Below are 21,336 nucleotides of genomic sequence, written 5' to 3'. Positions count from 1 at the left end.
GTGCGGCCGAGCAATATCTTCAACCTGGGGATCAAGGAATTGCGCAGTCTGATGCGCGATCCGATCATGCTTGCCCTGATAGTCTACGCCTTCACGGTGGCAATCTACACGGCGGCATCCACTATGCCGGAATCGCTCAACAGGGCATCCATCGCGATCGTCGACGAGGACCGCTCGGCTCTGTCCGCACGCATCGTCAACTCCTTCTACCCGCCCTATTTCACGCCGCCAAAGCTGATCACGCCCGTGCAGATGGATGCCAGCCTGAATGACGGTTCGATAACCTTTGCACTCGATATTCCGCCGAATTTCCAGCGTGACGTGTTTTCCGGCAGGAAAGCCGAGATTCAACTGAACGTCGACGCCACGCGGGTTAGCCAGGCCTTCACCGGCGCCGGCTATATCGAGACGATCGTTGCCACCGAAGTGGCCGCCTTTGTCCAGCGCTACCGCGCCGCGACCGTCTTGCCGGTCGATCTGGCGACGCGCATCCGGTTCAATCCCGCGCTGAACAAGGCTTGGTTCGGCGCCGTCGTCGAGGTCATCAACCAGGTGACCCTGCTGGCGATCATTCTGACCGGGGCGGCGCTGATCCGCGAACGCGAGCACGGCACCATCGAGCACCTGCTGGTGATGCCAGTGACGCCGTTCGAGATTCTAGCGAGCAAAATCTGGTCGATGGCGCTGGTTGTCCTTGTCGCCTGCACGGCTTCGATCGTCTTCGTCATCGAGGGATTGCTCGCGGTACCGATTCAGGGGTCGGTCGTGTTGTTCCTAGCGGCAGCCGGCGTAAACCTGTTCGCAACGACATCGCTCGGGATCCTGCTGGCCACGGTCGCCCGCTCGATGCCGCAATTTGCGCTGCTTACCATGCTGGTGATCATGCCGCTGGAAATGCTGTCGGGTGGAATGACGCCGCGCGAAAGCATGCCCGAGATCGTTCAGAACATCATGCTGGTCGCGCCGACGACGCATTTTGTCTTGCTTGCGCAGGCGGTTCTGTTCCGGGGAGCCGGGTTCGCAGTGGTGTGGCCGCAATTCCTGGCGCTCGCTGCGATCGGATGTATCCTGTTCTGGGCTTCACTGATCAGGATTCGAAAGACAATCATTATGGGTACATAAGTTTTGATGAGCGCGCCATCCCGCACGTCTTCTGAATCTTTGCGTCAGACAAGCCTGGTACCACGGAGGGCAAGCACTTGGAGGCTGTCGTTATTCTGACGATGAATCCGGCAATCGACGTATCGACATCCATTGCCCGCGTGGTGCCAATTCACAAATTGCGATGCGCAGACGCGATGCGTGATCCTGGCGGAGGCGGCATCAATGTCGCGCGCGTCATTTCATGATTGGGTGGTGCCGTAACCTCAGTCTATCCGATTGGGGGCATCAGTGGTCGTTTGCTGCAGCGCCTTGTAGAAGACGAAGGGTTGGCGGGTGTCACTTTTCAAGTTGCGGGTGAAGCCCGTGAGAGTTTCACGGTTCTGGAAACTGAAAGCGGCGCAGAATACAGATTTGTACTGCCGGGACCCTCGCTCACCCAATCTGAATGGCGGCAAGCTCTCGATACGCTCGAAGGCCTATCCGAGCGGCCGGACATCCTGGTCATGAGCGGGAGCCTGCCACCCGGAGTTCCTCACGATTTCTATGCGCAGGCTGCGCGGGCGGTAGAGGGGCGGGGCGGCAGGGTCATCCTCGACAGCTCGGGTCCGGCGCTCGCAGCGGGGAAAGGTTTGTTCCTCATCAAGCCAAACCTGCGAGAGCTTCGTGAACTGACCGGCGAAGCCCTTGAAGACGAGACATCCTGGGTTGCCGCCTGTTCCAGTCTGGTAACATCGGGAAAGGTTGAAGCGGTTGCGCTCACTCTTGGAGAGAAAGGCGCCCTCCTGGTGTCACGCAATGTCACCTTGCGGGCCCCCGCTCTTCCCATCAGCCCCGCGAGCACGGTTGGTGCCGGAGACAGTTTTCTGGGTGCGTTGGTCTGGGCGCTGGCGTCCGGACGCGACCTCGAGGAAGCGTTTCGATACGGGATCGCCGCCGGCTCTGCGGCATTGTTAGCGCCGGGGACGCAGCTTTGCCGTCACCACGACGTTGAACGCCTCTACAGCCAGGTAATCATCCATCCGCTGTGACATGCGCCCGACCTGCAGCATTGCTGCTCGATCGAATCCCTACTTTCTATCTTGTTCTTCGTTGAGCGCCCGTCGCAACCTGCGAATGATCACCCCCCGCGCGCGATCGTCCGCGGCTGCGTCGATGCGGGCATTGATATCGAGAATGAGCCCCGACATCTCATTGTGCCAATCGAGCGAAACCACGGCCTCGGGCGCGAGCCTGCGTCGGTGACCGGCTTCCATCGGCGTCGGCGTCTCGGACGAAAGCTCATAGACGTCATCCAGAATCGGAACGAACAATCGTGCTTCTGGCAGAATGCGTTCCGCAATCCGCGACGATAGGCCCTGCAAGGCTGGCTCCTCCCCATGCACCAAAAAGAGGCCGCGACGAATGGGGCGCCGCGCGGCGACCCAACGAGCCAGTTCTGGTCCATCGGCATGCCCGGAATATTCGTCTAAACGACGAATCCGTGCCGCGACCTTGATTTCTTCGCCGAAAATGCGGACCGCCGTCGCGCCGTCCGCGAGGAATCGTCCGAGGGTACCTTGCGCCTGGAAGCCGACCAACAGCACGGTGGCAGCCTTGTGCCAAAGCCATTGCCGTAGATGATGACGGATCCGCCCCGCGTCGCACATGCCGCTCCCGGCAATGATTATATGTCCGCCTGAGAACCTGGAGATTGCCTTGCTTTCGTCGACGGTTTCCGTGAATCGTAGATACGGAGATCGCATCACTCGGTCGAGGTTGATGTTGGGATTGAGGCTTTCAGAATGCTGTTGAAAAACGTTTGTCGCGCGGATCGCGAGCGGAGAGTCTAGGAACACCGGAACAGAGGGCGACTCGCCCCGCTCCATCAGATCAATGAGATCAACAAGCAGTTCCTGCGTGCGCTCGACTGCGAAGGCGGGAACGAGCAATGTGCCGCCGCCGGCGACTGCATCGCGAACTTCTGTAGCAAGGCGTTTACGCCGCGCCGCTTCTGTGGTTGCCGGACGATCTGTGTCGCCATAGGTCGATTCCGCAATCACGTAATCGAAATCTACTGGCGCATGCGGTTCGGGTTGCAGAAGTTTGGCGTTCGGCCCGATGTCACCCGACACGAGGATGCGCAATGGTTTGCCTTCATTATCGTCATCGTCCCGACATTCGATCTCGATCGAAGCCGAGCCCAGCAAATGACCGGCGTTCCAATAGCGCGCGCGGACTCCAGGGCCAACGCTGAGCCATGTTTCATAGTCGACCGGTCGGAAGGCGTTGAGGGCTTCGATCGCATCGGCTGCGGTATAGATCGGCGCGACCTCCGGCCGGCCCCGTCTTGCATTGCGCGAGTTAAGCGTTCGCACCTCGCTCTCTTGAATGTTGCCGGCATCAGGCAGGAGATAGGAGCACAGATCGATAGTACCGCGCGTGGCGAAGATCCGGCCGGTGAAGCCCTCGCGCATCAGCTTGGGTAGAAGCCCGCTATGGTCGATATGGGCGTGGGTCAGAAGAACGGTATCGATGTCCGCAGGGCGAAATGGAAACGCACTGTAGTTCAGTGCCTTCAGCGTTTTGGGCCCTTGAAACAGTCCGCAGTCGATCAGGACCCGAGATCCTGCCGTCTCAAGTAGGAAACAGGAGCCCGTAACGGTGCGAGTGGCGCCGCAGAATTTCAGAATTGTGCTCATTCATCAGATGTCCCAGGTGTTATCTTTCCAATCTCGTTTTCCAAGGCTTGAGCCAACAAGCCATCCAGCGCGATCGCGTTGGTGAAATGCGAAATGCTGTTCGAGGATCGGATCGAGCGGATACCTGCGCGCGCAAACTCATCCATAGTCTCCGGCGGGAAGAGGGCGTGCGTAACGATTGCATCGATCGATGAAGCGCTCGCAGCTGCGAGCGCTCGGGCGCAGACCGCGAGGGTACCGCCGGAGGAAACGAGGTCATCGACCAGCAGCACCGGGCGGCCCACGACCGCTTCCGGTTGAGGCAATTCGATTTCAACAGCGCGGTCACCATGTCGTGTCTTGCGCGCGGCCATGTAAGGCAATGCGAGCCGCGCGGCGAGATCGCTCACCCAGGCCTCCGATTCCGAATCGGGCCCGACCACGATGGTCGCTTGATCGAAGCCAGTTGCGCGAAGGGAATCGGCGATGGCTGGCATGGCCGACAAATTGTCGGCCTCGATCCCTGGGAAAACCTCACGGATATCGTGCGTGCGGTGCAAATGCGCGTCGACTGTGACGATGCGATCGAAGGCGTCGGCTAAAAGCTTGCCGACAACTTTTTGGCTGACCGCCTCGCCCGGCTGAAAAGCGGTATCCTGTCGCATATAGCAGAGATAGGGTGCAACCAGCACAAGCCGGCGCGCGCCACCTTGGCGAAGAGCATCAGACGCGAGAAGAAGCGCGAGAAGCTTGTCGCTGGGGTGATCGAGCGGCGCGTAGACGATGACGACGGCCGCGGCCGGCTTCACTGTCACCCGGATTTCGTCGTCAGGGAATTTATGAATCGCGATTTCATCGGACGTCACACCCAACCGGGCCGCAATCTGTCTGGCCTCAGAGAGACTGGACGGTAACGCCTGAATGACGATTGGGATCATTGCGGTGACGCGGCTGGGCCCAACGGACCATCGATCTCATAACCCGACTGAGCATTGGCCGCGGCAGCGGCCAACTCAAACTCGGGATGCTCGCAGGCATAGATGCGATAAAGCGGTTCATCCTTTTCAACACGGTCGCCTGTTTTCTTAAGCACCAAGATGCCTGCTCCTTTATCGATCGGTGCGCCGGCTATGCGTGCAAGCCGGTTGAGCCGCAAGCAATCGATACTCTCGACCACGCCATCCCCGGCTGCGCGAATGTCGACCGTCAATATACCAAGATCATTATTGCAATTCGATGGGCCCTGCGCGTCGATAATCCGTTGCATCTGCTTGAGAGCCGCCCCGCTATCCAGCAGTTCGCTCGCCCGTGCGTAGCCCGTGCCGCCTCGAATTTTAGGGTCGTATTCGAGCAGGTGAGCCGCCAAGCGCAGGGATTTTTCGCGCAGATCGCGCGGCGCATTCGGTTCGTTGGAGAGTACGGCCATTACGTCCCGCGCCTCAAGCACCGGCCCGATACCGCGACCGACCGGCTCTCGCCCGTCGGTCGTCACCACCTCGACCGCGATGCCGAAATGGTCTCCCACGAACTCGAAGAGCTTGCGCAGGCGCATCGCTTCGATGGCAGTCGTGACCTTGGCAGCCGGGCCGGAAGGAATGTCAATCAAGAGGTGGGTTGCGCCGGCCGCCAGCTTCTTCGACATGATCGAAGCTACCATCTGCTCGCGGGTATCGATCCCCAAAGGGCGCTCGACGGAAATCAGAATGTCGTCAGCCGGGGACAGGTTCACGCGGCCGCCCCAGACCAGGCAACCGTGGTAGGCGTGCACGATCTCCCTCATCTCATCGATGCCGATGTCGACACGCGCCAACACCTCCATCGTGTCGGCCGTGCCTGCCGGTGAAGTAATTGCTCGCGAGGAGGTCTTCGGAATGGTGAGCCCGTGAGCCGCAACGATGGGTACGACTACCATGGAGGTTCGGTTACCCGGGATGCCGCCGATACAGTGCTTGTCCGCCACAATCGGCCGATCCCAGCGCAGCTTTGTGCCCGCCTCCGCCATCGCCCGTGTCAGTGCCAGAAGCTCGCTCGAGGTCATGAAACTGGCCGACCCGACCAGGAAGGCAGCAATCTCCATGTCCGAATAGCGGAAATGCGCGATGTCGTTGATAATGGCAGTCACGTCTTCGGCGTCGAGTGTATGCCCGAGAATCTTTGACCGCACGGCTTCGAGGCTTTCCGGCGGCTTGGCCGGAGTTACGCTGACGAGACTACCAGTCGGGTACGCGAACCGGCGGAAGGCCGGCTCGGCCAAACCAAGCTCCTCCGCATCCACCAAAGTATCGTCATCAGTAATGAGCAGCGTAGCCAGCATCGATCTCGTACCATTGCTATTAGTAAGTTCGACCCGGCTGAAACCGCGAAACACCTCCGGGCGAAGCGCCCGAGAATGCCGCGAAATCACGGCAATATTCTCGCGGCCGGTATCGAGCGCGATGCGCCGCACCTTCAGTTTAGGCCGTAGCCTTTGCTCTGGCATCGTTCTAGATTCTCCCCGGCAATTACATTCGCAGTCTTGCCGCGATCCCAACTGGAGCGCCAGCCTTTCCCGACCCGAATCAAGTCAAGTCCGAGACGTGAACTTCCATCCCGGGAAGGACTCGTGGTGGACCTTGATCAACTGTTTTGGTGCCGTTTGCCCGAGCAACCACATGTCGCCCGACTGGGGTACCGGCTTTGGATTCGAAGGCGGGAATATCCTTATCAGGATCCCGCTCGGGATCGGTCAAATCCAATGGAAACGCAACGAACACGGCTTGACTAAAGCCTTGTCAGCACATTTGCCCGAACATCGGGCTCATGCGAGCTTCTAGTTGCGGCGCGGGCTGCTTGCCTTTTTCGCCTCGCGCTATGCGCGCGCGTTGCAACTGTGCCTCCGCCTCCCGTAGCTGCGCTTCCAGCACGGCTGTGTCCATCTTTGCCAGCACTTGACCCGCCGCGACGGTATCGCCTTCGTCAACCAGAATCTCTTTGACACGACCTGGCAACTTTGCGGCGATATCGATCTCAACCGCCTCGATCCGGCCGTTGCTGGCGACAAAACCATTTGGCAGAGCCTGTGGCTGCAAAAAGCGCCATGCGTAAAGGGCAGCACCGGCGACGAGCGCAACAATGACAACCCGCAGAAGCCAGGTCTTGTAAGACAATATGTTCATCGGACGCTCAAAGACATTCATTCTCGATGTCACTTGCTTGATAGATTCACCGATCCTTTGGCGTAACCCGTTCGGCCGAATACAAGCGGCTTCTCTTCGATCATCATTCCGCGGCTTCCGTTCTCAACGTCGTTTAGCGCGACATCATGACCGATAGTGCGGCATGATCGAGCACGTATTGTGTGACGCCGCCAAGAACCAGCTCACGCAGACGGAATGGCCATAGGCGCCGAGAACGATGAGATCGGCGCCGCGCCCGGCCGCGCATGCAAGGAGCCGCTTTCCCACGCTTTCACCGACGGCTCGCTCCCGAAGCACCTCGACGGAAATCCCGTGCCGCGCCAGATGGGCCGCAATACTGGCACCCGGTTCCTCACCGTAATCTCTTACGTCATGCTCGGATGTCGGATTGACCACGACGAGGTCCACGGCTTCGGCCGTCGCCAGCAGCGGCAGGGCATCATTGACCGCCCGCGCCGCTTCCCGGCTCGATCTCCAGGCAACCAGAATTCGCCGCCCAATCATATCGCCCGCCGCCTCCCGCGGCACGACGATGACAGGCCGACCCGCTCCGAATATGACTTCGTCCGGTTGCAACAGAAAGGATGATGGCAGCACGTGTTGGTCAGGTGGGCCAATGATGGTGAGATCGGCATAGCGCGCATGCATGGCGGCCTGCTCGCTTGGGATCCCGGTCACGACTCGCCATTCCGCGCTTATCCCGAATCGCTGGCTGATGTCCTGAAATAGCCGCTGGGCCTTCAGAGCGTCAGCTCGTGCCCGTTCGGCTTCCTCACGCATGACGCGCCCGAGTGTGAGACCTCCTGCGTAACGCGGCCCAGCGACCGGCGAAATGATGTGGAGCCCCACCAAGGTCGCACCGAAGCGGGCGGCAAGCTCAGCCGCAGCAATTGTCCGATGTGTGCCCCATTGACTTGAGTCTACGAGGACGAGAAGATTTTTGTAGGACAATATCTTCCCAGGCTCCCGGTCAGTTCTTCTCCTGTTGATCGATTGCGCGATCATGCTGGTGGCTCGGCGCTATCGCCTTGGTCTGTCGGGGGATTTCCGACTGTGCCGGAGATCGGCTCGATCCAAGCCAAGTGATCGCGCACCGCTTTGACCCCGGGAACATTCTCGGCCAGGACGCGGACCGCTTCGCGCTGGCGTTCATCAGTGATCGAGCCAGACAAATGGACGATGCCATCCTTAACGGTGACCGTGGTCAGCGCTGCCGGCGCCCAGCTCTGGGTTCTGAGCTCGGTAACAATGGCAGATCGGATCTCGTCATCCGTTCGGTTCACGGAGCGGCCCTCTTCGGCGTACTTAACGAGGACGGCCACAAGGTCGGCACGGCTCAGCACGCCGATCGGGCGCCGGCCGCGCATCACCGGGAGCCGTTTGATATGGTACTCCATCATGAGCGCGACCGCGTCCTCTATCGGCGTGTCCTCGGTCACCGTCACGACGTCGCGTGTCATCACGTCTTCGACTCTGCAACTGTGGGACCGCAAATACTCGTCAGTGAGCCGGCCAGGCTGAAACAGCACTGTCAACCAAGAATGTTTCTTGCGGTCGGTGCCCAACTCGCATCGCTGCAGAAGGTCGCCCTCCGACAGGATTCCGACCAGCCCTCCGGAGTGGTCGATGACCAGCAGCGCACTGACGCCATTTTGCAGCATCAACGCTCCAGCCTCGACGATCGTCGCCGCAGGTTCAATGCCGACGATCCTGGACGCCATGACGTCGCGGACGTTCATTTATCCTCACCCATAGCACGTTAATATTCTAATGAAAGTCAGCTTGTTTGATACAACTCAATTCGAAAAACGATTGGTAGCTTGCCTGCACCCACTCGTGGCTCGCGCCCACTTTCGGTCGCGGCTCGAACAACTGTCTTCTGGGCTCCATATCCACCGAATTCCACCTCTACTGTGCGCAGCTTCTGTGTGAATAACCAAAAAATAAGCAAGGCCGCCATCGCAAGAAGAACCATGGCAACCAACGAGCCGCGATACATAGGCATTCTCTCCTTAGGCTACACTGAGGCTTGGATCAGCGACTTTTTCCTCCAAACGATTACTCCATCACCGCGGAATCTTCGGCCTTTGGTTGCGCGCGGCGCAGTAGGAAAATGAACGGCACCAGCACGAGTGCGATGATCATCATCAGCCGGAAGTCATTGCTGTAGGCGATGATAGTGGCTTGCCGCGTCACTTCGGCATTGAGCGCGGCGCGACCGGATACTGTCGCCATATTCCAGACATGAGAAACAGCAGTTTCACGCAGCGCCGCATTAAACGGAGTGACGTGCTCGATCAATGTAGAATGCATGATTTGCGTATTGCGTGTCAGGAGGAAGATAACCAACGAAATGCCGATACTTGAACCGATGTTGCGGAACAGGCTGAACAATGCCGTGCCCTCGGTGCGGTATTGCGCGGGCAAGGTAGCGAATGTGATGGTCGAAAGCGGTACGAACATGAGACCCAATCCCACGCCCTGAAGAATGCCCTGCACTACAAGCGTCTGCCGAGATACGTTGGGGGTGTAGCCGGCCATTTGCCAGAGCACGTAGGCGGTCAGCAGCAATCCTGCCAGGACCAGCAGCCGCGCATCTATCACATTGATCAGCCGCCCCACGGCCATCATGGCGACCATGGTCCCGATGCCCCGCGGGGCCAGGACAACACCCGCCGTCAGCACGGGGTAGCCCATAAGATTCTGCAGATAAGGAGTAAGCAACGCGAGGGTTGCGAGCAAAATTACACCGACCATGAAGATAAAAACTAACCCGAGCGAAAAATTGCGGTCCATGAACATCCGAGGATCGATGAAGGGGTGGTCCGCAGTGAATGTGTGAACAATAAAGAGGTAGAGCGCGAGCACCGCCAGCAATAGTTCGAGCATGATCTCGGTTGATGAGAACCAATCAAGCTGCTCGCCTCGGTCGAGCATAAGTTGGGATGAGCCGATGGCCACGCTGAGCGCAAGGAATCCAAACCAGTCGAAGCTGATCTTGCGAATCCCCGATTCCGACAAAAAAGCAGAAAGGCCCAAGAATGTCAGAATGCCCACCGGCAAGTTGATATAGAAGACCCAACGCCAATTGTAGGCCTCCGTGAGATAGCCGCCGACCGTCGGGCCCAGGATCGGGCCTACCATGACCCCAACGCCCCAGATTGCCATCGCCGAGCCATGCTGCTCCTTAGGATAGCTATCGAGCAGGACGGATTGCGACATCGGCACGAGAGGAGCACCAAATACACCTTGCAGCAGCCGGAATAGAACCATCTGCTCAAGTGAAGCTGCAAGGCCACAAAGCACGGACGCAACCGTGAACCCAGCGACGGCAACAAGAAAAAGTTTTTTTCGTCCAAAGCGAGCGACGAAAAATCCGGTGACCGGCGTCATGATCGCAGCCGCCACGATATACGAGGTCAGAACCCAGTTGATCTGGTCGAGCGTCGCCCCTAGCGAGCCCTGCATATAGGGCAGTGCGACATTGGCAATTGTCGTATCGAGTGCCTGCATGATCGTCGCAAGCATCACGCAGATGGTCAGCAGGCCCCGGTGTTGAACCTGCGTGGGTCCCATCTCTAGAAACCTATCCAACTTTTAATTGTGGTCCAGATTTCTCCTAGCGTGCGGCGATGTCCGGTATCGATCTCGATTTCTACACTCATACCGGCGCGTAACGGCGGCGCGTCTGGCAACAACTCAACCTCGAGTCGCACGGGAATGCGTTGGACGACCTTGACCCAATTTCCCGATGCGTTCTGAGGCGGAAGCACGGAGAATTCCGCCCCGGAGGCGGGATTGATGCTGTCGACGCGCGCGCGCCAAATCCGATGGGGGTAAGTATCGACCGTGATGGTGGCCGGATTGCCTGGCCTGACAAACGAAAGATCCGTCTCTTTCGGCGACGCTTCAACCCAAATCCGATCGCTGCCGACCAAGCTGAAGCCCGGTTGTCCGGCTTGTGAATAGGCGCCGATCTGCAAGCTGCTGACATTCGTGACGATGCCAGCAAAAGGCGCGCGAACCACGGTCCTTTTCAAGTCGCGTCGGGCTTTGTCGATCTGCGCCTTTACCTGCTTCACCCGGGGATGATCATCGATCGGTGCTTCTGCGCTGCCTGCGAGCTGCGCGAGAATCGCTTCAGCTTGCTGATGGGCAGCGGACAGCCGCTGCGTGGTGCTGTCATGATCGCGCTTAGCTTGGTCGAATGCCGCTTGCGACGCGACATTGCGCTTGCTGAGCTCATGTTGCCGATTAAAGTTCGCTTCGAAGAAAGTGAGATCGGTTTTCGTCTGCTCGATCTGAGCTAAGCTTTGACGGTAGGTGGCCTGTAGATTGGCAATCTCGGCGCGAACAGTCCCAAGCTGAGCTTCGGCAGCTGCGACAGCGATCCGATAAGGCTCATCATCGAGCCGATAGAGAACCTGTCCCTCCTGAACGTTCTGGTTATCCCGCACCAGGATTTCGACAATAATGCCGGAAACATCCGTCGTGATGTTGAGCTTGTCCATCTTGACATATGCATTGTCGGTCGAGACGTAGCGGCCGCCGGCCAGATAGAAGGAAAGTCCTCCGATGACGATGGCCAGGGGACCGGCCAGCAATAGTAACTGCCTCAGCCGCCGCGGTTTGTGTCTCTTGGACACCTCGAATTCTGCGTGCTTGGACGAAGGTTCGTTACGGACTAACCCGTCGGCGTCCGCAAGTTCTGTGAAAGCGGGCCGCGGCTCCTGCTCCGCGGAGGCTGACAGCGGCCGCGCTAGTCCCTGCGCGCTAGCCACTCGTCACCTGGCGGCAGATACGAAAACCATTCAATTGGCACATGCCCACGTCATGCCTTTCGTGCATTCGTCAAAAAAACAGCGTGATCACAACGACGTCCGGCAAGAGACATCTCTTGACAAACCACAAGCATGCTTATAGTAAATTCACTTGTAAAGACAAGCTGCCGCCTTTCGATTTCGTCATTCGCTTTGAAACAGTGCGGCGAGTAATGTTTTTGCAGGTTGACTGACGCCCCCAAAAAAGAACGCCCAACGAGGGGAGGACAGCCCGCGCGACGCCTCCGCGCGGGCTGTCTATTTTGCGGGCAATGCCTCACGATCCTGACATCGCTCTTTGCTGTCCAGCAGCGAGCAAGCACAGGGCGTGACCGGCCCCCGATTTCCGGCCATCGATAAGTTGCCGAACGCGACATGTTACGGCGGCGGCGAAGCGCGGCTCCAGTTAGCAAGCAGACGACCGATATTTGGCTGAAGCGATCGGAGGCCTTGCGGCGAGCGACGCGCGGCGGCGGCTTGAGGCGGAAAACGCCCGGCTGAAGAAGCTCGCGCCCGCGCGACCTTCAGATTGAGTTGATGAAATAGATCGCCAAAAAACCGGGGAGCGCGCCGGTCCACCGGCGACACGTGGCGGGTATCGCGGGGAGCGTACGGTCTCGGCGCGGCGGGCCCGCACGCTGTTTTCGCAAGCTGCCGTGCGGTCAAAGTTCAAATCTGAACCGAACTTCGCACCGAGTGCTTTGGCTCTCCGTGCTTGGACCCCGCACAGAATCGCATCTAGCCGAGATTTGCTCGCTTATCGGGGGAGCCTCGCCCTAATGCGTTGAGAAGGTTTCCTTTCATTTCAATCAAGAGTCGGATCAATCGGTCGCAATCGCCTTGTGAGATGCCTTTCAGGGCCTCCTGTCTCGTAAGCGCACCAACGCGTTTCATTTCTTGAAGCAGAGGTCCAACTTTCGCGGTCAAATATAGCTGCCATGCACGACGGTCTCGTAGATGCTGCCGGCGCTCGACCAAGCCGAGCGCCTCTAATTTGTCCAGCATGCGAGTAAGCGTGATCGATTCTATTTCTAGCAACTCAGCCAACGCCCCCTGCTGAATGCCTTCATTGAAGCTCAGATAGGCAAGAACTTGCCACTGAGACCGGGTGAGCCCGAGCTCACGGGCATTTTGTTCGAACCGGGTGCGCATAAGACGAGCAACATCGTGGAGCAAAAACCCCAATGTTTTCTGCAACTCGTCAAATGGCATTTCTCACCATCTATAGATTGATTTATCATAAGCATGCTTATAATAGTGAGACGCAGCAAACGCAAGGCTTGAGGTTCGTTTTTGCATCCTTCAAACGCTACACCCAGGCCCCAAAGGCCGCGAATGCGGTCTCGTTGGGCCGCTCTGTTCATTTGGACAGCTATGGCGGTTGGTATCGCGGCCGCCGGGTATTATTGGTACTCAGTGCGCGCATCCGCGCCGGTCGCTCAAGCGAAACCTGCGCCGCCGGCCCCGGAAGTCGCGGTCCTGACTGCCACACCGCGACCTGTCTCGTTGCCCTTGACCTATGCAGGACGCGTGGCTGGGTTTCGGGAGGTTGAGGTTCGCGCCCAAGTCGGCGGCGTTTTGCGGAAGCGATCCTACGAAGAGGGTGCACGCGTCAGTCCAGGCCAAGTGCTGTTTCGCATCGACCCTGAACCGTATCAGGTCGCTCTTGATAGAGCGAAAGCCCAGCTCGCACAGGCGCAGGCCTCTTTCGTGCAAAGCGATCAAAATTTCAGACGCGTTGAGGAACTGTCCCGCCGTCAAGTCGCTACCGATAAGCAACTCGACGACGCGCGCGCCGCGCGGTCACAATCGGAGGCAACCGTAAAGCTTGCCGAAGCCGAGGTTCGGAGCGCCACTCTCAATCTCGGCTACACGACGGTGTCTGCGCCAGTTGGCGGCACGACCAGCCTGCGTTCGCCGCCAGAGGGTACGCTCATTCTCGCGCAACAAACCCTTCTGACCACGATAACGATCCTGGATCCTGCCTACGTCAATTTTGCCGTTACAGACGATGAATTCAGGTCTTTACGCGAAATGAATCAGAAACGGGAGAAGCCTTTATCGGCAGACGACATCATGGTTGAACTTCGTTACGGCGACGGTTCTCTCTATCCGACGGTCGGCAAGCTCGATGTCACCGCCAGCACCATCGATGCGCAGACTGGAACAATTCATTTTCGAGCACTTTTTCCCAATCCAGATGGTGTTATTTTGCCGGGCCAATTCGTGCGCGTCTCGTTGCGCGGAGTGACCATCGAAAATGCGATCGTTATTCCGCAGAAGGCCGTATTGCAAGGTCCACAGGGACCCTTTGTCTACGTTTCAGAAGAAGAAAAAGCCGAGCGTCGACCCGTGCGCCTCGGGCGCCAGCTGGACGAAGGCTGGATCGTCGAGGACGGGCTTAAAGGCGGAGAGCAAGTCATTATCGAGGGTGTCATGCGCGTGCGTCCAGGTGCCGCGATCCGGCTTGCCCAGGAGGGGGGCAGAGACCACGCCCCTGGTCCGCGGTCAGATCAACGGCGAAAGTCCGGCCAACCATGATTTCTCGCTTTTTTATCGACAGACCGATTTTTGCATCGGTACTTTCTATCGTGATCGTTCTCGCGGGGTTGGTCTCGATACGCGTCTTGCCAATCGCGCAATATCCACAAATCGTGCCCCCAGAAGTCGTGGTTTCTGCGACCTATCCGGGGGCGAACGCACAGACAATTGCAGAGGCCGTCGCCGCGCCGCTTGAACAACAGATCAATGGTGTCGAACGCATGATCTACATGCGCTCGACGTCAACGGACAGCGGAACGATGCGGCTGACCATCACGTTCGAAATCGGAACGAATGCGGATCAGGCCACCATCAACGTCAACAACCGCGTTCAGCGTGCCGCACCTTTGCTGCCGGCCGAGGTCAATCGGCAGGGCGTCACCGTGCAAAAGCGCTCCAGCTCCATCTTACAGTTGCTGACCATGTCATCACCGCAGGGACGGTATGACACCATCTTTATCGGCAATTACGCCCTAGTGAACGTGCTGGACGAGCTTCGTCGTGTGCCGGGGGTCGGAGATGCATCGTTGTTCGGAGCCTCCGACTATTCGATGCGCATTTGGCTGCGACCCGACAAAGTCGCCCAATATGGCCTCACCACAACCGACATCGCCGCATCCATTCGCGAGCAAAATGCCCACTTCGCCGCAGGCCGTTTTGCAGAAGAGCCGCTCAAAGGCCAACAAGCCTTCACGTATTCCGTCACGACGCAAGGCCGCTTCGCTGATCCGCGCGAATTCGAAAACATCATCGTGCGCTCGGACGAAAAGGGCGCGACTTTGCGGTTGAAAGACGTGGCCAGGGTCGAACTTGGCGCATTGAACTATGCCTTTTCGGCCACTTATGACGGCGCACCCACGGTTCCGATCGGAGTCTATCTTCAACCCGATGCGAACGCATTGCAGGTCGCAGCCGCGGTCAAGGAGACGATGGATCGTTTGTCCCAGCGGTTTCCTGAAGGTCTGACCTATGACGTTCCCTTCAATACAACGCGGTTTGTGGAGGTCTCGATTCGCGAGGTAATCAAAACCTTCGTCGAGGCTATCATTCTTGTCGTTCTGGTTGTCTTTCTGTTTTTGCAGAATTTGCGGGCGACGCTCATTCCAATTATAGCGATTCCGGTCTCGATCGTTGGAACCTTTGCCGGAATGTACGCTCTCGGCTTTTCAATCAATCTGTTGACCTTGTTCGGCTTGGTTTTGGCCATTGGCATCGTCGTCGACGACGCCATCGTCGTCTTGGAAAATGTCGAACGCATAATGACAACGGAAGGCAAGCCCCCGCGTCAAGCCGCTATTCAGGCGATGCAGGAGGTCAGCGGCCCGGTGATAGCTATCGTTCTGGTTCTTTGCGCAGTTTTTATCCCCGTATCATTCTTGGGTGGTCTTGCAGGTGAGCTTTATCGCCAATTCGCCGTCACGATCGCAGTATCGGTAATAATTTCCGGCATCGTCGCCTTAACCTTGACACCTGCACTCGCTGCCGCGCTGCTCAAGCCCGCACATGCGGAGCCGATCTTGCCATTCCGGCTGTTCAACCGCGCCTTTTCTTGGATAACACAGCGATATACTGATCTCGTCGCCTTCTTCCTTCGGCACGTCATGGTTTCGCTGCTACTCACAGCGGCCATGTTGGCATCAACATGGTATCTGTTTCAGCGCGTACCAGGCGGGCTCGCGCCTGCCGAAGATCAAGGCTACGTCTTTCTGGTTTCCGCACTCCCTCCTGCTGCGTCGCTTGACCGGACCCGGGACGTAAGTCGTATCGTGACGGACGCTCTTCTCGGCAATCCGGCGGTCGCAAACGTCGTTACGTTTTCCGGATTTGACTTGCTTTCAACCGCGCAAAAGACCAGTTCCGGAATCTCCTTTATCACGCTAAAGGACTGGCATGAGCGCACCGATCCGCGCCAGGATGCCCGGACTCTCGCGCCATCCCTTGCTGCACTCAACGCACGCTTCCGCGATGGCATCGTCATTGGGTTCAATCCGCCACCCATACAAGGGATCAGCACGACAGGAGGATTCGAGCTTTACTTGCAAGATCGATCAGGGCGGTCGCTGGATAATCTCGCTGAAGCCGCCAATAGCCTGGTTCAGGCCGCCAACCAACGACCCGAACTGCGCGGAGTTCGTACAACCTTCAATACGATGGTGCCGCAATATCGAATTTCCGTAGACCGCGACAAGGCAAAAGCTTTGGGCGTGCCGATCAGCACGATATTCGAAACCATGCAGAGCACCTTTGGTAGCTTGTATGTCAATGATTTCACATTGTTCGGTCGCACCTTCCGCGTTAGCCTATCGTCCGAAGGAGAGTTTCGGCAAACCCCTGACGATTTGCGTCACGTCTTTGTTAGGTCCGACAACCGGGCCATGGTTCCGTTGAACACGCTTGTTTCCGTGGAGCGAACGATTGGACCCGATATCGTGGAGCGGTTCAATGTTTTCCCCGCCGCCAAGATTATTGGGGAGCCAGCACCGGGCTATTCCTCCGGCCAAGCAATCGCCGCCATGCAGCAGATTGCCGCAAGTGACCTCTCGTCGGATTACTCGGTTGGATGGATTGGCTCGGCCTATCAGGAGTTAGCGACGGCCGGAACCGGATCTCTCGGATTTCTCTTCGGAATCTTGATGGTCTTCCTGATACTCGCGGCTCAATACGAGCGCTGGTCCCTACCATTTGCAGTGCTCGCGGCTGTACCCTTTGCCGTTTTTGGGGCTGTGCTAGCCATTTTCCTTCGCGGAATCGAAAACGATGTTTACTTTCAGATCGGTCTGGTCACCCTCATTGGCCTCGCGGCGAAAAATGCCATTTTGATCGTTGAGTTCGCGGCGCAGCGCGTGAAGGATGGACTGACCGTCTCGGAAGCCGCGATCGAGGGAGCGCGCCTGCGTTTCAGGCCGATCATCATGACCTCGCTGGCATTCATATTCGGAGTGCTACCTCTTGCGATCAGCACTGGCGCTGGCTCAGCCAGCCGCCATTCAATCGGAACCGGTGTTATCGGGGGCATGCTCGCTGCCACCTTCATTGCCGCTCTGTTTATTCCCGTGTTTTTCAAACTGGCAAGTACGCGGGCAGCAAGCGCACGAAATCGAGCCGACGACAAATCGCAAGCGTATCTCAAACACAACTGAATGGTGTTTATCTCAGTGCGCTGGTTTGAGAGTCCGCAGAAAGCCGCAATCCAGCATCTTACACACTGGACAGAGCTGATCGACGATTTGAGTCGAATGGGCAACGATATTCATGCCCCTCCAGCAACCTGCCGCTGCAACGGTCCGCTCGGTGCGGTCACACGATGCTCGTATCGGTCATAGTTCCGACGCTCAACGAGGTCGGCAACATCGATGCCTTGGTAACTGCGCTGCTCGCGGAAGCCAGCAGTGGCTTGAAATTCGAGATTCTAATAGCCGACGGCGGTTCAACTGACGGCACCGTCGAACTGGTGAGGAAATGGGAGGCTGCGGCCAATGTCCGCCTCGTCGCCGGCGATGGGGAGCGCGGACTTGCTGGCGACGTGCTGACGGCCGCCGCTGCCGCTCGCGGTGATGTCGTAGTCGTCATGGATGCCGACCTCAGCCACCCGCCCGATCGCGTTTGTGCCCTCGTCCAGCCGGTCCTCGACGGATCGAGCGATATGGTCGTGGGTAGCCGTTTTGTGGCAGGCGGCGCGACACCGGGCTGGCCGATTTGGCGGTTCACGCTTTCGCGGCTCGGCAGCCTGCTCGCGTGGCCACTCACCGAAGTCAAAGATACGATGTCCGGCTTCTTCGCCGTGCGCCGTGAGCGGCTGTTGGCGATCGACCCGCAGGCAGCCGGCTTCAAGATCGGGCTGGAGGTCATTGCGCATGGCGGTGGCGCTCTGAGGGTGAGCGAAGTGCCGATCGTCTTTCCCGATCGCATTCACGGCGAGTCCAAGATCGGCAAAGCTCAGATGATGGCTTATCTACGCCGCCTCCTCGTTCTCGCGGGTGGCGCGGTGTCAGCTAGCGGCGCGGCGCGTTTTGCAGCTGTCGGCCTCATCGGCATGTTCGTCGATTTGCTGATGTTTGAGGCGCTATTCGCCGCCAGCGTGCCGCTCATGATTGCTCATGTCGCCAGCTTCTGTGCCGCGACCGTCTCGAACTACTTCCTGAACTCGCGCTGGGCCTTTGCCGAAAGCTGGAGGGCGGACCAGGGGCGCACAAAGCACCATTACAGGCGGTTTCTCACTGTGTGCCTTCTCGCGCTCGCCATTCGTGGCGGCGTGCTGGTCGCTGCGTCGGGCATCTTCGGCATGCAACCGCAACTCGCCATATTCTTCGCCATCGGCACGGCGGCAATCATCAACTATCTCGGCTCTGCTTTCTTTGTCTTTCCGTCCCTCAATCCGCGCGTGCCCTACGATATCCGCTGGCGTGTGACCGCCATTGGTGTCGTTGGTTATGTCGTCGTATTACGTCTGTTGTTCATCGGCTTGGTCGATCTATTACCGCAGGAAGCCTATTATTGGAATTACTCCCAGCACCTCGACTTTGGCTATCTCGATCATCCGCCCATGGTTGCATGGCTAATCTGGGTCGGCACGAGCGTATTCGGTAACAATGAGTTCGGCATCCGGATTGCCGCCTCACTCGGTTGGTTCGCCACCGCTTTCTTCAGCTTTCGCCTCACGCACCATCTGTTCGGCAAGTCGGCGGCCTTCGTAAGTCTGCTGCTGGTCGCCACATTACCATTCTATTTCGCGTCCGGCTTCTTCATGACGCCCGATGCGCCCTTGACGGTGGCTTGGGCCGGGGCTCTTTTTTTCCTAGAGCGTGCTCTCATCGGCAGTCGTCGCAATGCGTGGTGCGGCGTTGGCATCTGCATCGGACTTGGCATGCTCTCGAAGTATACGATCGCCCTTCTGGGGCCGGCGATGCTGCTGTTCATGCTGATCGACAAGCAGGCGCGCGAATGGCTGAAGCGACCCGAACCGTATTTCGCCGCTGTGCTAGCCCTCCTTATCTTCTCGCCGGTTATCTATTGGAATCTCGTGAACGGGTTAGCTTCTTTCGCCTTCCAGAGCACGCGACGCATGGAAGGCATGTTCCAATTCTCGCTTCCAATACTGATTTTTCATGCTTCGGCGCTCCTCACCCCGCCAGGGCTCATTGCCGCGTTGGCTGCGTTATGGGCACAGTGTCGGCGCGCGGCCGCTATTCCGACGGATGACCGACTGCAGCGCATCTCGCGCTTCATCGCGATTTTCACACTGGTTCCGCTCGCGGTGTTCGTTGCTTTCAGCCTGTCGCGCGGCGTGAAGCTGAACTGGACCGGGCCGCTCTGGCTCGCCGTGCTGCCTGCGATGTCGACGGCAATCGTAGCTGTTGCCAGGCGCTCCTCCGCCTTCGAACTCAGAATTCGGCGGGCGTGGGGTGCCACGGTAGCGATCAGTGTCGTCTTTTACGGGATCGCTCTGAACTATCTTGTACTGGGCATCCCGGGGGTCGGCTATGTCGTCAGCCTGCCAGGCACGCCAGTGGCCTGGAGCGAATTCGGACGCGAAGCCGCCACCATCGAGCGCGAGGTGAAACAGGCTACCGGCGCCGAGCCGCTGATGATTGGCTTGGATACCTACAACGTCGCCAGCCAACTCGCCTTCTACGTCAAAGCTAATGGCAAAGGTGTCATGAGCTCGGTGGGACGCGGCATCCTCGGACAGAATAGTCTCATGTACGATTACTGGTTCCGTCCTAGCTCGCTGCACGGCCGGCCGGCTGTCATGTTTGCCTTCAAGCGATATCAGATCGATGACCCGGCGCTCGCCAATCACTTCACCAGTTTAAGTGCCCCAATGGAGCGGGTCGTCACGAAAGGTGGCAAGCCGGCGCGCCGCTTCTACTATCGTATCGGCTACGACTTCCGGGGAGCCGGCACCCGGGCCTCATCGATCAGCGCGCATGCAATTGCGCTCTCGTCACCGCCTTGTCGGTCGCGGTGTTGAGAGTCACCCCCATACCGAACACCTGCACCGGCTCGACACGCACCGCTTACTGCAGGCTGAGCAAGGCCGTGCCTCCGGAGCGAGAGTGAGTCGGCAAGGCGACGAGGGTGATGGTCCACATCGCTCATTCGGAAGTTGGGGGTTCTCTCACCGCCGTATCGGGTAGTAGATCACTTAGCCTCACCCGCTTTCGACCCGCCAGCAAAGACCGCAGCCTAATGCGATGCGACGGTCGAATCGATGGCACGAGATCAACCCAAGACTTCATCGGAGGAGGAGATCGCGCATTTGCGCGATCTTGGATCTTCGAGCGCGGTGGCGAAGCGCGACCGGACACGAGGCAACCCCTCACCGGTTTCGACATCTTCTATTCGCCATACTCGCTTACCGTATCCGGGCCGAGGCGGTGGCGTCCAGAATCTTTCGCACATTGATCAGGCGACGGCTCCGGTTTGCATGATCTGCGGTTGATAGAGGGGTCGCGTGTTCATGTATCGCTTGGTCGACCACGCGGTTCCGGCGAGGTAGCGTAACCGGGCTGCTGCCAGGTTGAGACAGGACTGGCCATCGGGGAACGCACCAACGACACGGGTTCGTCGGCGAATCTCTCGCATGATCCGCTCGAGCGGATTGTTGGTCCTGATCTTTTGCAAGTGGATGTCCGGGAAAGCGTAGTAGCTCATCGAGCGGCCGAGCCGATCGCGCACCCGCGGCGCACGCACCGCCACCTACGCGATCCCGGTCATGATCGCGCGCTCCGGCAGATGCCCTTGCCGCACCACCCGTTGCCGGCCGCCATCGGTGCGCTTGTCGCCATGCTCGGCGAGGAAGCCCGCACCTTGCTCTCGACCGCTTGCGCGAGCAGTCTCCGGGCGCCGGTGCGCAATACTTCGGTCAGCGGATCGGAAATGGTCCCTGGTTGGGCCAACAGGAAACCGTTAGTCTCGGTCACGGCGTATCACCCCTTGGTGGAGAAGTGCAGGCTGTTCTGAGATCGTAATCACCTGACAGTTGGCCACCGAAGAACCGGGCGCGGACCGCAAGAGTCCGAGCGCCCGGTTCCGGTG

General features: G+C 58.6%; 16 protein-coding genes and 1 pseudogene. 5 read left to right on the top strand and 12 right to left on the bottom strand.

What is annotated here, in order from left to right; translation table 11 throughout:
* Nucleotides 1-1,122, top strand: a complete 1,122-nt coding sequence (locus tag AB7F49_RS26925) for an ABC transporter permease (RefSeq protein ID WP_428528144.1) — start codon at nt 1-3, stop codon at nt 1,120-1,122.
* 227 nt (nt 1,123-1,349) lie between these two features.
* Nucleotides 1,350-2,132 (top strand): 1-phosphofructokinase family hexose kinase, encoded by a 783-nt coding sequence (locus AB7F49_RS26920; protein WP_428528142.1) that lies wholly within the window; start codon nt 1,350-1,352, stop codon nt 2,130-2,132.
* A gap of 39 nt (nt 2,133-2,171) precedes the next feature.
* On the opposite strand, the gene AB7F49_RS26915 is transcribed toward AB7F49_RS26920, so the two are convergent.
* The 10 genes from AB7F49_RS26915 to AB7F49_RS26870 form a co-directional block, all read right to left on the bottom strand.
* Nucleotides 2,172-3,782: an MBL fold metallo-hydrolase RNA specificity domain-containing protein gene (locus tag AB7F49_RS26915; protein ID WP_428528140.1), complete on the bottom strand. Its 1,611-nt coding sequence runs from the start codon at nt 3,780-3,782 to the stop codon at nt 2,172-2,174.
* Nucleotides 3,779-4,699 carry a ribose-phosphate diphosphokinase gene (locus tag AB7F49_RS26910; RefSeq protein WP_428528138.1) on the bottom strand — a complete coding sequence of 307 codons (921 nt, stop codon included), beginning with the start codon at nt 4,697-4,699 and terminating at the stop codon, nt 3,779-3,781. Before AB7F49_RS26910 ends, AB7F49_RS26915 begins: the two co-directional genes overlap by 4 nt.
* On the bottom strand, nt 4,696-6,240 hold the full coding sequence (locus tag AB7F49_RS26905) for a thymidine phosphorylase family protein (RefSeq protein ID WP_428528136.1): 1,545 nt from the start codon (nt 6,238-6,240) through the stop codon (nt 4,696-4,698). The genes AB7F49_RS26910 and AB7F49_RS26905 overlap by 4 nt, the downstream gene beginning before the upstream one ends.
* A gap of 292 nt (nt 6,241-6,532) precedes the next feature.
* Complete coding sequence (locus tag AB7F49_RS26900; protein ID WP_428528134.1) at nt 6,533-6,937, bottom strand: biotin/lipoyl-binding protein; 405 nt, start codon at nt 6,935-6,937, stop codon at nt 6,533-6,535.
* Nucleotides 6,938-7,060: 123 nt separating this feature from the next.
* Nucleotides 7,061-7,942, bottom strand: coding sequence for a universal stress protein (locus AB7F49_RS26895; protein ID WP_428528132.1), 882 nt, complete (start codon nt 7,940-7,942; stop codon nt 7,061-7,063).
* Nucleotides 7,939-8,676, bottom strand: a complete 738-nt coding sequence (locus tag AB7F49_RS26890; protein ID WP_428528130.1) for a CBS domain-containing protein — start codon at nt 8,674-8,676, stop codon at nt 7,939-7,941. The genes AB7F49_RS26895 and AB7F49_RS26890 overlap by 4 nt, the downstream gene beginning before the upstream one ends.
* A 38-nt stretch (nt 8,677-8,714) precedes the next feature.
* Nucleotides 8,715-8,936 carry a hypothetical protein gene (locus AB7F49_RS26885; protein ID WP_428528127.1) on the bottom strand — a complete coding sequence of 74 codons (222 nt, stop codon included), beginning with the start codon at nt 8,934-8,936 and terminating at the stop codon, nt 8,715-8,717.
* A 59-nt stretch (nt 8,937-8,995) separates the two neighbouring features.
* Nucleotides 8,996-10,513 carry a DHA2 family efflux MFS transporter permease subunit gene (locus tag AB7F49_RS26880; protein WP_428528125.1) on the bottom strand — a complete coding sequence of 506 codons (1,518 nt, stop codon included), beginning with the start codon at nt 10,511-10,513 and terminating at the stop codon, nt 8,996-8,998.
* Nucleotides 10,514-10,515: 2 nt separating this feature from the next.
* The gene (locus AB7F49_RS26875) at nt 10,516-11,541 is read right to left on the bottom strand and encodes an HlyD family secretion protein (RefSeq protein ID WP_428528123.1); all 1,026 of its coding nucleotides are present in this window, start codon (nt 11,539-11,541) and stop codon (nt 10,516-10,518) included.
* A gap of 954 nt (nt 11,542-12,495) precedes the next feature.
* A complete protein-coding gene (locus AB7F49_RS26870) occupies nt 12,496-12,969 on the bottom strand; it encodes a MarR family winged helix-turn-helix transcriptional regulator (RefSeq protein WP_428528121.1) in 474 nt (157 codons plus the stop codon).
* A gap of 123 nt (nt 12,970-13,092) precedes the next feature.
* Here AB7F49_RS26870 and AB7F49_RS26865 point away from each other — a divergent pair, with 123 nt between their 5' ends.
* From AB7F49_RS26865 to AB7F49_RS26855, 3 genes are all read left to right on the top strand, one after another.
* A complete protein-coding gene (locus AB7F49_RS26865) occupies nt 13,093-14,298 on the top strand; it encodes an efflux RND transporter periplasmic adaptor subunit (protein ID WP_428528119.1) in 1,206 nt (401 codons plus the stop codon).
* Nucleotides 14,298-17,438 (top strand): efflux RND transporter permease subunit, encoded by a 3,141-nt coding sequence (locus tag AB7F49_RS26860; protein ID WP_428528152.1) that lies wholly within the window; start codon nt 14,298-14,300, stop codon nt 17,436-17,438. Before AB7F49_RS26865 ends, AB7F49_RS26860 begins: the two co-directional genes overlap by 1 nt.
* A 164-nt stretch (nt 17,439-17,602) precedes the next feature.
* Nucleotides 17,603-20,269: a glycosyltransferase family 39 protein gene (locus AB7F49_RS26855; RefSeq protein WP_428528117.1), complete on the top strand. Its 2,667-nt coding sequence runs from the start codon at nt 17,603-17,605 to the stop codon at nt 20,267-20,269.
* Nucleotides 20,270-20,703: 434 nt separating this feature from the next.
* Here the strand turns inward: AB7F49_RS26855 and AB7F49_RS26850 are convergent, their stop codons facing one another.
* Both AB7F49_RS26850 and AB7F49_RS26845 read right to left on the bottom strand, forming a co-directional pair.
* Nucleotides 20,704-20,997, bottom strand: a complete 294-nt coding sequence (locus tag AB7F49_RS26850; RefSeq protein ID WP_428528115.1) for a transposase — start codon at nt 20,995-20,997, stop codon at nt 20,704-20,706.
* A gap of 3 nt (nt 20,998-21,000) precedes the next feature.
* A pseudogene (locus tag AB7F49_RS26845) lies at nt 21,001-21,221 on the bottom strand (IS256 family transposase); the annotation flags it as partial.
* Nucleotides 21,222-21,336 lie beyond the last annotated feature (115 nt).

This window comes from Pseudorhodoplanes sp. (assembly GCF_050250235.1).
GTDB lineage: Bacteria > Pseudomonadota > Alphaproteobacteria > Rhizobiales > Xanthobacteraceae > Pseudorhodoplanes.
This window is presented reverse-complemented; position numbering and strand designations above follow the sequence as displayed.